We start from the raw sequence: 12,250 nt of genomic DNA, 5'->3' as shown, positions 1-12,250 counted from the left end.
ATTAAGCGTGTGAGGGATACTTGAAAATGCTGGCCGCTGCGATAAGAAAAAGAAAACTGTTAGCATGGGTCCTAGCGGTCACTGCCGTCCTGGCGATTTTGAATGCGCCGTTTGTAAACACTAAAGCCGCTCCTTCCCCAACACTTGTACCGCTACAATACAATCTGCCCTCCCCCGAAACCCTAGATATAATCTTTCTCCCTCAATACTACACCCAAGAAGAACTCGCCAATTTCAGCCAGACTGTTGAAAACTACTCCGCAGCCCTGTTCACCGTTGCACCCTTTAGCGAATATAAAAATTCCATAAACATCTGGAGAGTGGACACAACTGAAGATTTTGGTGCCTCTCGAAGCCCAACGATGGAGAGGTTACTGACGGTAAACAACGCAAAAGTCAAGCAGTACGTAGGCGCCCTTGGCAACTTTGATTTAGCAAGCAGCGCCCCCAACGACGTAGTGATAGTTTTAGTTAACACCCAAATCTATGGCGGCTCGGGGGCTTCTGATGTCGCCGTTACCTATGTCGGAGAGGAATGGGGTAGAGAGGTCATGATGCACGAGTTAGGTCACAGCTTCGGAGGGCTTGGAGAAGAATATGTACTCTACGACAGCGACTACCCTGCAGGAGGAAACATTTCCTATCCAAACGTTGATTGGGATGGAAGTAAATGGGCGGGTGTCCCCGGCACAGGCGCATTCCAGGGCGCATGGTACAGAAACCTCGTTCGCCCCACCAACAATAGCTGTCTAATGGCAACAAGCTACTGGGGATATTGCCCCGTATGTGAACGCGCCCTTCGTGTAAGACTTGAGGGCTTCGGGGCCGGGGAATACTGCCTTAAAGTTGGGGAGGTGTCGGGGAACGGCGTAGTCCTTGTCAACGGAACAGTCTACAATCAACAGAACTGGACATTTCTCCCAGGAGACACTGCTAACGTCACCGCGGTTCCGGCAGACGGATGGTCCTTTGTAACCTGGAGCAGCTTTGGCGGAGCAACAGACAACCCATCATACTTAACTATGTACGAAAACAAGACAGTTAACCCCATTTTTAAGCTAGCCACAAACCCAACGCCCACTCCCACCCATAACCCGACCCAAACAACCTCCCCCAAAACGACACCCACTGCAAATACACCTGAACCAGCAACCTCCTCACCCAATCCGTCCGCTTCGGCTACTCCGACACCGTCCGTGCCAGAAATAGGCGGCTGCATAACAGTGCTCGCGTTGATTTTTGGAGCGTTGACGGCTATACTGCTTATTTTCAAAAGAGCCTCTCCGGCGCCCTACCGGTCATAACTGTCGATTATACGCTACATCAGACTCCAGAGTGATTGCCGAGGTGTCGGGATACGCTGAACCTCAATTACGGGATTAACTCAAGAAAATCTCTTACAGACACCATCTTGATTTTCCTAAAAGCAACCACATTAAGAAGGTGCCTATCGCCGCTAACCACGTAATGGGCCTTTGAATCCAGAGCACACTCCAAGAATCTGTTATCTGAAGCATGCTCAGTAACAACGTCAACTTCGCTTGTTACCTGCACTACCTTGCCGATTCGCAGCACTTGCTGAATCAGTTCTTCTTTGCCAACTGTGGTCGTTTGGTAAACGCGAGCGATTTTAGGGTAAGATAAAACCTGGTTAATTTCTGCCACTATTTCTTCAGAGATGTACACAGTTACTTTTCCCTGTTCAGCCGCCGCTACTATCTCTGCGGGTTTGCCGCCCCAGAGCAGCGCTGAAACCCAGACGTTTGTGTCTAGAACTATCTTAGGCTCTTGCTTCTTCGACGAGGGCGTTTACATCTTCCTCGGTTAAGCCCAACTGCTTAGCTTTATCCCATACTGGTTTTAGGGTTTCTTGGAAGTTTTTGTCAACGATTTTTTTGAGAATCACTGTGTCGTCGATTGCTATGGCTAGGATTTTTTCGCCTTTTTTCAGGTTGGCCGCTTTTCGGACGTTGGAGGGTATTACGACTTGTCCTTTGGAGGAGATTGTGGTTGTTGATGCTTCGACCAAAGAGGTTCACTGTATGAAGGTAAGAACTTTCTTACTTAAAAAACCTTGGTAAGTCCATCAAAGTTATTTGATGGTGAGGCCGCTGGGATTTGAACCCAGGATCGCATGCGCCCCAGGCATGTATCCTAATCCATGCTAGACGACGGCCCCACATTTGGATACATGCTTTTGATGGGAGCTAAATGAAACACAGCAAGCCATCATAAAAACCTTAACCTTCCCAGAGAAATACATCAAGAAGAAACCGCAGAAAACATCAACAAAAACGGGTCCGAACGACTTTTTCTGTAGCATCCGGCGGCGACAACAAAAACTTTAACTCAGCAGCCAAATCCAATTTAGTTGAGGTTAAATTATGCAGAAATTGACCTTAGAAAGGAATTTGCTCTTCGAGGGAGTTGAAACCGCATCTTCAGTTAAAGTGGTGGATTTTGCTCTTCGAGGAGTCCAGTTTAGTCAGGGGATTCAGCTGGAAATCACTTTGTCTGGGAAAACAAGCGGAAAAATAGTGGGGCAAACCTTCTCTACCCATTACATGCTGATGAAGCCGGATGGAAACGTTGGATTTGACGTAAAATCAGTCATTTTTGGCGATGGAGAACCCATCATGGTTAAGGGCAGAGCCGACGGCAAAATCGTTGATTCAGCCCCCACCATAAAAGTCGAGGCGGACCTAACGTTCCAGACGCTATCACCCAAGATGGCGTATCTGGCGGCAACGCATGGCCGCTTAGAAGCCACCTATAACATGGCAAGCGGCGAATATGCCTTCAAAGTCTACAGCGCCGAAAGATAGCAAATAACCCGCCGCGTAACCCGTCAAGCGCCAAAGAACCCAGGCGCCCCACTGCCGCGGTCCAAAGACAAAGAAACACAAAGCATACCCAAAAAGCAGCTGTTTTTAGCCGCCGCTTAGCCTATAAATAAGGGGCCTATAGATTTGGCAAGGACGTGTTCACAATGCAGCTGGAAGAAATGAAAAGCGAAATCGAGAAACTCGTCATCGCCAAAGGATTCTACAATCGACCCGAGGATATCCCAAAAAAGCTGCTTTTCGCCTTTATCGAGCTAGGCGAAGCCAGCGACGCATGGAAGAAGGGGATGCCGCAGGAGAAAATAGCTGAGGAACTAATCGACGTGATCTTCTACATCCTTGACGCCAGCCGACTGGCATGCCCCGACATGAATATGGATGAGGTCTTCGCGTCAAAACTCGCAAAAAACCTGGGGCGACCCTTCCAGTACGGCGAGGGACACCGCCAAAAACAGGCGCAAAACACCGAAAAGTAGCAACATACATTTCTATCCCAGACGCCATGGATGCTGTGAGGCAAATGGAGTACACTTACCCCGACAACGTTGGCTTTGCATGCAACTGCTGCGGCTTATGCTGCGGCGACACCGAAGAGAAAACACGCCGCATTCTGCTTTTGGAGGCTGAAGCTGAAGAGATATCTGCGCAGACTGGGTTGCCCATCGAGGATTTCGCCGCTGAAATCGCCGGCAACGCACCCTACATTTACGAGATGAAAAAGCCCCAGGGCGGCAAATGCTTCTTCCTTAAAGATAACCGCTGCAGCATATACACTGCGCGTCCGCTTATCTGCCGCTTCTACCCCTTCGAGCTCAGATTCGACCCCGACCGCGGCATCCACGTCTTCAGCTACACACAGGAGTGCCCAACCATAAACAAGGGCAAAACTCTAGGCAAGAAAGATTTTGAGGCACTTTATCTGTTGGCTAAGCAGCGGTTACGTTAAATCTGCCCTAAAACGTCGGTTTGCTCGAGGGTGACGCCGCAGTAGTGGCATTTGAGCAGCAGGGGATCTTCGGTTTTCACGTGGAACTTGGAGTTTATGGGTTCGTTGCTGTTGCTTACGCAGTTTGGGTTAGCGCATTTAACTATGCCCTCGATGGTTTGGGGCAGCTTCACTTCAAGCTTCTGTTCCACCTGATAGTTGCGAATGATGTTTATGGAGGCATGGGGCGCAACCAAAGCGATGCGGTTCACTTCCTGTTGGCTGAGAGCTTTTCCCTCGATTTTTACTATGTCTTTAACGCCGAAGCGTTTGCTGGGCACGTTTATAGCTATAGTCATCACACGCTTCTCTTTGCCGGTTATCCCCAAAATCTTAACCACATCTAAAGCGTAGCCGCCGCGGACATGGTCGATGACTGTGCCGTCCCGAATCTTTGAAACCCTCAGTTCCCGCTCGCTCATGACAATCCCAAAATAGGCTATGCGGCGCTAACAAATAAGAATTTACTTGTAAACAACAAAAAAGGGTTAGGAACGCAGGGTGATGACGGTTGTGCCTGCGAACTTGTCAAAGTAGCGGATGAACGTCGGGTTTTTTTTCTGCCAGCCAAAGAGTAAATCGAAGGGTAGCAGAGGCAAAACCTTCCCGAAGTTGCGTACGGCAGCGTGGTCATAGGACATTTTTTTGCCGTCGGTCCGCACCACTTTGAGTCCAAGCAGCCGTTTGCCGAGGCTTTGGCCGTTAAAGCCCTCCAGCAGCGTGCTGTAGAGCCAAAGCAGCCCCACCGTGATGAACAGCACCGTGCTGATTTCGCCGCCTAAAAAGGCGGTAGAAAGCGAGAATAACTGCGGGATAATGGTGATTGCTAGGCATATGGCTGCGATTAATGAGAAGTCAATGACATATGCGGCTGCCCGCTTTCGAGTGGATGCCAGTGGAAGCGAAGAGGCTTTTCCCTGCACATCAGCAACTTCCGCCCAGCTTTCAACGTCATGGATGACGCGGACGGCGCTTTCGCCTGCCCTGCTGAGGCGGTATTTGCCGCTTGGGGTTTGCTCTATGAAGGGTGCCAGCGAGCGGAGGTGGAAGCTGAGTTTGCCTGTGTCGACTTTTAGGAGGTTGAGCAGGTCCGTGAAGGAGGATTCGCCGTTGTTGCTGAGGTCCAGTAGGATTTCCCTTCTAAGCGGATGTGAGAGGACCGAGAGGACCTTTGAGACGTTCTCTTCATTTACTGCCATAGTTTAAAACCATGCGTTAACCTGTTAATGATTTTTATGGAGGTTTTCTGGTACACTGCCCCTACAATTACTTTTCTTACATATAAGTACCACTCAATAAACTCTATTAAACCAGAACCCAACCATACTAGTAGAAAACAGTCCGTTAAACGATTGGTTTATATGTCGAGCGCCGAAATTGCCGTGCAAGTCTATCGGGAACTTGAAAGCGAGGACCTCCGAATCCTCAACATCATCGAGGCAGCCATGGCAAAGCATGAATTTGTCCCCACCGAGCAAATCCAAAATTACGCCCGGGTGCCCCTTGACCGCGTCACCTTCATTTTGGGTAAACTTAACAAGCTGGGTTTAATCTACCAGAGTCGCGGCGCCTACGTGGGCCACACCCTCAACTATGCAGGATACGACTGCCTAGCCATAAACGCCCTGGTTAAAGCCGACATCATTGCCTCTTTTGGGCAGACTTTGGGTGTAGGCAAAGAAGCCGACGTGTATGACGCACTCAGCCCCACGGGGAAGCGTATTGCCGTCAAGTTCCATCGGCTGGGCAGAATCAGTTTCCGCCAGACCCGCCGAAAAAGAGGCTACATCCGAGAGCATTCAACTTGGCTGTTTCAGTCGCATTTAGCGGCGGAAAAAGAATATGAAGCGCTAAAGCTTGCCTACGTCAGCGGGGTTTCGGTGCCGGAGCCGATTAGCCAAAACCGCCATGTCATCGCCATGGGCATGATTGAGGGCGGAGAATTGTCCCGCTACAGAGACATCGGTAAACCCCAAAAGGTGCTGCGGGAGATTCTGCTAAACATCAAAAAAGCTTACACAAAAGCCCATTTAATCCACGCTGACTTAAGCGAATACAATATTGTTTTGCAGCCCGATGGACGCGTGCTCATTATCGATTGGCCCCAAGCCGTCAAAACTGACCATGCTAACGCAGCGGAGCTTCTGGAGCGGGATTTACGCAATGTGCTGGTTTATTTCAGCCGCAAATTCCGCGTAGAGTTAACTGTGAAAGAAGCCTGTGAATATGTAACTGGGGAAGCTAGAAAGCTACCCGTTTAGTGTATGTTGGCGTTTAGAACGATGTAGAGGATGTTGTTTCCGCGGAGCAGCACATTACCGTAGTTGGTCATGAGCTGGTCCTCTTTGCATTCGGTGGCGCCTTCCAAGAGCAGGTTCATGTGCCCGTCGCATTTTATCATTTTACCTTTGTATTCATAGCCGTTTTTGAGAACAACTTCGATGTTGCCGTGTAACTGCTTAATCAGTACGTTTAGGGGTTTTTTACTTGGTTCCATCATCATGTCGATGACCCTGTCCTTTACTTGTATTATCCATGAACTCCCTACCAGATATAAAAGGGTTATGAAAAACGCGCTCCCATACTATAAAGGATAAAGGGCTCGATGGCGCCAAAAGGCTGAATTTGAAAAAATATGCCGCTGCCACACAGCTAAGCCGCTCCAAGATTGATGTTACAGGGGAGGATTAATTAAAAATGGGGGTGGATGGGGGTGCTATAGTTTTCTTATAAGCGAGAGCGCCGCAATCACCAGAAACGCTATGCCTGTCCAGAATAAGTCGCCGCCGGTTAGGAAGTACACGATAAGCGCAACGATTATGGCTGGGATCAAGACCAGGAACAGCTTGATGAGGATAATGATAACTAAGCCGATGATGATGAGTATGACAAAGATGGTTAAGTCAAAGCCTGTGATGTTTAAGCTTTCCAGCACCGAGTAGATTAGCATCCAAAGAACCGATAAATCCATAGTTACTCCTCAAAACAAAAACAGTGGACGGCGGTAATATATTTTTCCTAAGGCAGCGCTAACTCATTTTGCCCCGAAGCTTAGAGAGAACCTCATCTTCCACCCATTTCTCGCCCTGCAAGGTGAGTTTAAAGTCGGGTTTGCTGGGGTCAGGCTTGAAAACTTGCCCGCGCTTAGTCATCTCGTTAAGCCGCGCCGGCACCATCACTTTAATGCCGCTGGACTCCAGCAGCTTCTGCACCTGCGCAGCCGTGTTACGCTTATCCCCCGAAGCATACAGCACCAGCCCCACGGACTCGTAATGCGTCAGGTTCTCCCGCGTCACAATCACCGGGCCCTCCGTGGTGGCTTCCACGATGCCCTTAAGCTGCGCGCCCGAGGGGGTGAGGCGGTTAACCACAAAATCCGAGAGTTTCTCCACAAAATCCTCCGGCATCTCCGCGAGGACTTCAAGGATTTCTTTAGGGGTGTCAGCTTGGATGACGACTTCGCCAAACGCGGTTTTAACTCGGGCTTCAATATGCTTCACTGGGGTTGCCTCGCTATGAGCTATGGCAGCTAACCTTTTAGGATTTGCGCTAAAAGAAAGAAAGGAGAGTTTAGCTTAGGCGTTGCCGCAGCAGCTTGCCGACGAGTTCCGGGTTTGCTTTGCCGCGGACCTCCTTCATGACGGCGCCCATCAGCATGCCAAACGCGTTTTTGCCCAGCTTCTCAATTTGGAGCTTGTTGGCTGCGATTATGCGGTCGATAATCGGCGCCACTTCGACTTCAGTGAGCATCTTTAAACCCAAAGCCTCAATGGCATCCTGCACGGTTTTGCCCTCATTTTTAGCTAGCCAACTAAACACGTCAGCCACGGCTTCTTTAGCTAACTCGCCGGCGCCGACGGCTCCAAAGATGGCTCCGATTTGCTCGTCGGAAACATTTTCGGTTGCTACGCCCTCGCGTCGGAGGGCTTTGACGGTTTCAGTGAGGAACGCTGCGATTGTTGAGGCTGCGACTTGGCAGGCTTTGGCGGTTTCTTCGAATATGGCGTTGTATTCACAGTCGAGGAGTTGCTTGGCGAGTTTCTCGTTGAGGCTGTACTGTTTGGTTAGGCGGGCGAGTTTTTTGTCTGCGAATTCAGGCAGGTGGGCTTTGATTTCTTCGATGAGTTCAGTGGTGATTTCTTGGGGTGGGATGTCGGTTTCGGGGTACATGCGGGCGGCGCCTGGGCGGGGACGCATGTAGCGGGTGGTGCCGTCGTCTTTGGCGGTTCGGGTTTCCTGGGGGATATGGGTGCAGGCGACCTGTGCGCGGTCAACCACTGCTTTGAGGGCGTCATGGGTGTTTTCTGCGGTGTCAGCGACAAAAACCACCGCGTCCGCTTCCCCCGCGTCCACTGCGGCTCGCAACGCGGCGACTTCTTCGGCGGTGATGCCGTAGTTTGCGAGCACCTCGTCGGTGTGGAAGATGCCTCCGACTCTGCCCCAGAACTTGGCGTAATCCGACAACTCGCTGCCCAATCGGAAGCCAGGCATCAATTCCTTGCCCGTTAACCCGTTAAAGCCGGGGAGTTTAACGGCGAGGACCTTCTGATTTTTGTCTATGGCTTTTTTGATGACTTTGCTTTTGGTGGATCTAAACAGGCCGGTGACGTCAACGAATTCTGGCTTGAGCAACTCGGGGGTGATGCCTCGTTTGGCAAGTTCCTGCTTGACTGCGACCAGGTTAAGTTGGCGTTGCACCTCATAGTCGACGACTGTGGATATCAATTCGAGTTCCTGCACGCCCTTAATCTCGATGAGAGTGCCCTCTGCGATTGAAACGTTGAGGTCTTGGCGGATGGTGCCTAAGCCACGCATGACTTTGCCTGTGTCACGTAGGATTCTGCCTATGGCAAACGCCACTTCCTCGGCTTCCTTTGGTGAATAGATGACCGGCGCGGTTGCGACTTCGATTAAGGGGATGCCTAATCTGTCGATGCGGTAGCGGATGGTTTTGCCCTCGTCTTGGGTGCCTGTTTTTCTTGCGGCGTCCTCCTCGAGAAAAGCCGCCTGCATGGCGATGACTTTTTCCCCGACTTTTATCCAGCCATCCAATGCGAGGGTGCAGGTGCGCTGGAACCCCGTGGTGTTGCTGCCATCGATGACGGTTTTTCTCATAACATGCACTTCGTCGACGGGCTGCATGTTCATCATAAGCGAGGCGGTTAAAACCACTTTTACGGCGTCGAGGTTGATGGGATGCGGGGGCTCCTCATCCATCTCGACTAGGCAGCTGCTTTTGCGGTTGGCTTCGTAGAGGATGCGCACGCCCTTTTGGAACTCAAAGAACGCTGCGGGATCCACCTGCCCCAGCTCGCTCTGGGTTGGGCGTAGTCGCCGCAGGAAAGTGATTTCGGGTTCTTCCTTAAACAGCTCCGGGGGGCAGCAGCAGAAGAGTTTGCTGTTAACGTTGAGTTGCTGGTGGATTTCTAAGCCGACTTTAAGGCCAGCTTTTGCGTAGTCGATCGCCATTACTGTTTTCCTCCATAGTTAAGTGTGCCTTCCTGGGGAAGCGTCCGAGGCGAGTATTCGCCTGCAATGTTGGTTTTAAGCAGCACGGTGGCTTCTTTGGGGTCGGCGGTTTGCCCCAGCGCCCACATGAGTTTGACAAGCGCGGTTTCGGGGAACATGTCCTCTAGCGGCACCACGCCGATGCCTTGCAGGTCGCGGCCTGTATCATACACGTTCATGTTGACGCGTCCCCAGATGCACTGGGAGGCAAGCGCTACAACCACGCCTTTGGAGGTGGCGCGTTTGATTGCGTCAAAACAGAATTTGCTCACATGCCCCAGCCCCGAGCCCTCCAGCAGGATGCCCTTGAAGCCCTGTTCAGCGTAGAAGTCGATGACTGCGGGGTCAAGTCCCGGATGGAACTTGACGAGGGCAACTTTGCTGCAGAAGCTGGGTTTGAGGGTTAACTTGCGGTTGGGGTCTCGTTTCTGAAAGCTCTCTGCGGTCATGGTAACTTGATGGTTTTCGATGGTGGCGAGGGGGAAACCGTTTATGGATTTGAAGGTGTCTCGGCGGCTGGTGTGGCATTTGCGGACTTTAACTCCGCGGTGCACCACGATGGCTGCGTCCGAGACGGTTTGATGCATGGCTAAGCCGACCTCGGCGAAGGGGGCTTCACCTGCGGCTTTGACTGCGCCGATGAGGTTGGTTGCGGCGTCGCTGCTGGGGCGGTCTGAGGAACGCTGAGCACCCACCAAAATGACTGGGACGGGGAGGTTCTGTAATGCAAAACTCAAGGCCGCCGCGGTGTATGCCATGGTGTCGGTGCCATGGGCGATGACTACGCCGTCCACGCCCTCCTCGATGCGCTGCGTCACCTTCTCTGCAAGCGCGGTCCAGTCCTGCGGACGCATGTTCTCGCTGTAGATGCTAAACACGATTTCGGTGTCCACGCGGGCAAGATCCGCCAGTTCAGGCACGACGCCGTAGAGGTCGCTGGCCGACATTGCGCTGCGGACGGCTCCTGTGCGGTAATCCACGCGGCTGGCGATGGTTCCGCCGGTGCTCATGATGACGACGTGGGGCAACGTGGGGTTTTGTTTGGGCAGCGGGGGCGCGGCGAAGCTGGGTTTGGCGCCGACGCCGACTTTCTCGACGGCCACTTCCGCGGTGGCTTTTATGCCGATGTTGTAGCCGCTTTTCATTTTGATGATTATGGCTTGGCCTTCGCCGAAGCGGGGGATCAAGATGCCCTCGTAGGTTTTTGCTTTGCTGGTGACCCGTAGGATGTCGCCGACGCTGCAGTTCGCTGATGTCAGCAACTCAAGGGCTTTGCCCCGGTAGCCTGATGCTTCAAGTTCACTCATGCTTTGTAAGCCTCTTTGAAACGTAAACTCCATCACGCCTGTAACCCAAGCGCATGTAGTATCGTCTTGTTCCTAACGCGCTGATAACTAAAAGCTTTTCCCGCCCGCACTCAGCGGCAATCTGCTCTGCCCACGCCAAAAGCTCCCTGCCATAGCCGCGGTGCTGCCAAGCGGTCTTGCTGTGGCCGCCGACGGGGACAAGGGGGCCATAAACATGCAGCTCACGTACGATGGCGGATGCTGCCTCGGCGACTTCGACTCGATGCGCCCGCGGGGATGGGATGCGTAGCCGCAGGTAACCCAGCAGCACATCGTTCTCTGTGTCTTCAGCAGATATGAAGAACTCGGTGCCCTCCGATGCCATGTAGCGTTCGGTTAGGATTCTGACTTTTTCTGGGTCCGCTTGGATGTGGTCGGCTTCGAGGCGGTGTCCCACTTCGCGGCAGCGAATACACTGGCAACGGAGCCCCTCCGCTTTGAGTCTGCGCTGTGCAAGCTCGCGTAGGTCGCTTTTCTTGACGCCTGCATCGATGAGCCGAGCGGGGATATCACGTTGGACACGCATAATTCGGACCCATTTAGGTATGGTTTTTTTGATTTGTGCGATGACTTCTGCGGCTTGCTCGGTGCTGTAGGGCTCAAATTTGCCCTGCTGATGCCACTGGTAGGCTTTGGTGCCCGCGATGGCTAGGCACGGGTAAATTTTGATCATATCAGGTTTGAAGTCGGGGTCAGAAAAGATGCGCTGAAAAGCCGCGATATCCTTTTGTGAGTCGGAGCCGGGCATGCCGGGCATCATGTGGTAGACGATTTTGAGCCCCGCATCCTTGGCGACGCGTGTTGCCTCCACCACATCGGCAACCGTATGTGTCCTGCCCACTAAGCGGTAGATTTCGTCATCGGGATTCTGCACGCCCAACTCAATACGAGTCACGCCCATATCGAGGAGCGCGTCGATGTGGGGCTGCTTTGCCCAGTCAGGCCTTGTCTCCACGGTTATGCCGACGTTGCGGATGGCGCTTTGTTCCGCGTTGGCTTTGGCCTGGGCAAGGCTGCTTGAGGGCATGTCGGTTATGGCGTCGAGTGCCCGCTGGATAAACCATGCCTGATACTCAGGCGGCGTCGCGGGGAAGGTTCCGCCCATCACGATAAGCTCTATTTTATCGACTTTATGCCCGATGGCGGTGAGCTGCTCGATTCGGCTTTTCACCTGCAAATACGGGTCGAAGTTGTTTTGTGCGCCCCGCATCGCGGCTGGTTCATGCCCTGTGTAGCTCTGAGGCGACCCCGTTGCTGGTCCTCCGGGGCAGTAGGCGCAGGGTTCAGGCTGGGGGCACGGGTAAGGTTTAGTCATGGTGGCGACGACGGTTACGCCGCTGATGGTTCGGGTGACTTTTCGTTTCAGAATGGGCAAAAGCTGCTTTGCTTCCTTTGGTGTGAGTTGGCTGATGAGGTCTGCGTTTGAGGGAACCTTTTGGAGGCGGTATTTGGCTGCGGTGCGGATTTTAAGCTTGTTTACGTCATTTCGGGTAGGCGACTCCATAGTCTGCAGGGTCTGGATGATTTCACGCAGGGCATCAGTTTGAGTCAAAGCGTCTCGTCCATAG

General features: G+C 52.4%; 15 protein-coding genes and 1 tRNA gene. 5 read left to right on the top strand and 11 right to left on the bottom strand.

Going from position 1 to position 12,250, the window contains the following annotated elements; genetic code table 11:
* The first annotated feature begins 26 nt into the window (after nucleotides 1-26).
* Nucleotides 27-1,304 carry a M64 family metallo-endopeptidase gene (locus NWE93_02785; GenBank protein MCW3999146.1) on the top strand — a complete coding sequence of 426 codons (1,278 nt, stop codon included), beginning with the start codon at nucleotides 27-29 and terminating at the stop codon, nucleotides 1,302-1,304.
* A gap of 67 nt (nucleotides 1,305-1,371) precedes the next feature.
* On the opposite strand, the gene NWE93_02780 is transcribed toward NWE93_02785, so the two are convergent.
* The 3 genes from NWE93_02780 to NWE93_02770 all read right to left on the bottom strand — a co-directional run bounded on the left by NWE93_02780 (nucleotide 1,372) and on the right by NWE93_02770 (nucleotide 2,179).
* Complete coding sequence (locus tag NWE93_02780) at nucleotides 1,372-1,779, bottom strand: putative toxin-antitoxin system toxin component, PIN family (protein MCW3999145.1); 408 nt, start codon at nucleotides 1,777-1,779, stop codon at nucleotides 1,372-1,374.
* A 1-nt stretch (nucleotide 1,780) separates the two neighbouring features.
* Entirely contained in the window at nucleotides 1,781-2,029 is a 249-nt protein-coding gene (locus NWE93_02775) for an AbrB/MazE/SpoVT family DNA-binding domain-containing protein (protein MCW3999144.1), read from the bottom strand.
* Nucleotides 2,030-2,100: 71 nt separating this feature from the next.
* A tRNA-Pro gene (locus NWE93_02770) sits at nucleotides 2,101-2,179 on the bottom strand.
* A gap of 205 nt (nucleotides 2,180-2,384) precedes the next feature.
* On the opposite strand from NWE93_02770, the gene NWE93_02765 reads away from it, so the two are divergent.
* From NWE93_02765 to NWE93_02755, 3 genes are all read left to right on the top strand, one after another.
* A complete protein-coding gene (locus NWE93_02765; protein MCW3999143.1) occupies nucleotides 2,385-2,825 on the top strand; it encodes a hypothetical protein in 441 nt (146 codons plus the stop codon).
* A 164-nt stretch (nucleotides 2,826-2,989) separates the two neighbouring features.
* Nucleotides 2,990-3,319: a hypothetical protein gene (locus tag NWE93_02760; GenBank protein ID MCW3999142.1), complete on the top strand. Its 330-nt coding sequence runs from the start codon at nucleotides 2,990-2,992 to the stop codon at nucleotides 3,317-3,319.
* 44 nt (nucleotides 3,320-3,363) lie between these two features.
* The gene (locus tag NWE93_02755) at nucleotides 3,364-3,789 is read left to right on the top strand and encodes a YkgJ family cysteine cluster protein (protein MCW3999141.1); all 426 of its coding nucleotides are present in this window, start codon (nucleotides 3,364-3,366) and stop codon (nucleotides 3,787-3,789) included.
* Here the strand turns inward: NWE93_02755 and pyrI are convergent.
* Both pyrI and NWE93_02745 read right to left on the bottom strand, forming a co-directional pair.
* Nucleotides 3,786-4,250 carry an aspartate carbamoyltransferase regulatory subunit gene (gene pyrI / locus NWE93_02750; protein MCW3999140.1) on the bottom strand — a complete coding sequence of 155 codons (465 nt, stop codon included), beginning with the start codon at nucleotides 4,248-4,250 and terminating at the stop codon, nucleotides 3,786-3,788. The two genes, NWE93_02755 and pyrI, sit on opposite strands and share 4 nt — an antisense overlap.
* A gap of 66 nt (nucleotides 4,251-4,316) precedes the next feature.
* A complete protein-coding gene (locus tag NWE93_02745) occupies nucleotides 4,317-5,027 on the bottom strand; it encodes an RDD family protein (GenBank protein ID MCW3999139.1) in 711 nt (236 codons plus the stop codon).
* A gap of 162 nt (nucleotides 5,028-5,189) precedes the next feature.
* Here NWE93_02745 and NWE93_02740 point away from each other — a divergent pair, with 162 nt between their 5' ends.
* Nucleotides 5,190-6,089 carry a serine/threonine protein kinase gene (locus tag NWE93_02740; GenBank protein ID MCW3999138.1) on the top strand — a complete coding sequence of 300 codons (900 nt, stop codon included), beginning with the start codon at nucleotides 5,190-5,192 and terminating at the stop codon, nucleotides 6,087-6,089.
* On the opposite strand, the gene NWE93_02735 is transcribed toward NWE93_02740, so the two are convergent.
* The 6 genes from NWE93_02735 to NWE93_02710 form a co-directional block, all read right to left on the bottom strand.
* Nucleotides 6,086-6,331 carry a ribonucleoprotein gene (locus tag NWE93_02735; GenBank protein ID MCW3999137.1) on the bottom strand — a complete coding sequence of 82 codons (246 nt, stop codon included), beginning with the start codon at nucleotides 6,329-6,331 and terminating at the stop codon, nucleotides 6,086-6,088. The genes NWE93_02740 and NWE93_02735 overlap by 4 nt on opposite strands.
* 213 nt (nucleotides 6,332-6,544) lie before the next feature.
* Nucleotides 6,545-6,799 carry a hypothetical protein gene (locus NWE93_02730; protein MCW3999136.1) on the bottom strand — a complete coding sequence of 85 codons (255 nt, stop codon included), beginning with the start codon at nucleotides 6,797-6,799 and terminating at the stop codon, nucleotides 6,545-6,547.
* A 58-nt stretch (nucleotides 6,800-6,857) separates the two neighbouring features.
* Nucleotides 6,858-7,328 carry a hypothetical protein gene (locus NWE93_02725; protein MCW3999135.1) on the bottom strand — a complete coding sequence of 157 codons (471 nt, stop codon included), beginning with the start codon at nucleotides 7,326-7,328 and terminating at the stop codon, nucleotides 6,858-6,860.
* 70 nt (nucleotides 7,329-7,398) lie between these two features.
* Nucleotides 7,399-9,297: a Glu-tRNA(Gln) amidotransferase subunit GatE gene (gene gatE, locus NWE93_02720; protein ID MCW3999134.1), complete on the bottom strand. Its 1,899-nt coding sequence runs from the start codon at nucleotides 9,295-9,297 to the stop codon at nucleotides 7,399-7,401.
* Nucleotides 9,297-10,643 (bottom strand): Glu-tRNA(Gln) amidotransferase subunit GatD, encoded by a 1,347-nt coding sequence (gene gatD, locus NWE93_02715; protein ID MCW3999133.1) that lies wholly within the window; start codon nucleotides 10,641-10,643, stop codon nucleotides 9,297-9,299. The genes gatE and gatD overlap by 1 nt, the downstream gene beginning before the upstream one ends.
* Nucleotides 10,636-12,234, bottom strand: coding sequence for a tRNA uridine(34) 5-carboxymethylaminomethyl modification radical SAM/GNAT enzyme Elp3 (locus NWE93_02710; protein ID MCW3999132.1), 1,599 nt, complete (start codon nucleotides 12,232-12,234; stop codon nucleotides 10,636-10,638). The genes gatD and NWE93_02710 overlap by 8 nt, the downstream gene beginning before the upstream one ends.
* Nucleotides 12,235-12,250: the final 16 nt, after the last annotated feature.

It is taken from the genome of Candidatus Bathyarchaeota archaeon (genome assembly GCA_026014735.1).
Taxonomy (GTDB): Archaea; Thermoproteota; Bathyarchaeia; order Bathyarchaeales; family Bathycorpusculaceae; genus Bathycorpusculum.
The sequence above is the reverse complement of the archived record's forward strand: the minus strand, read 5'-3'. Positions and strand labels throughout refer to the sequence as shown.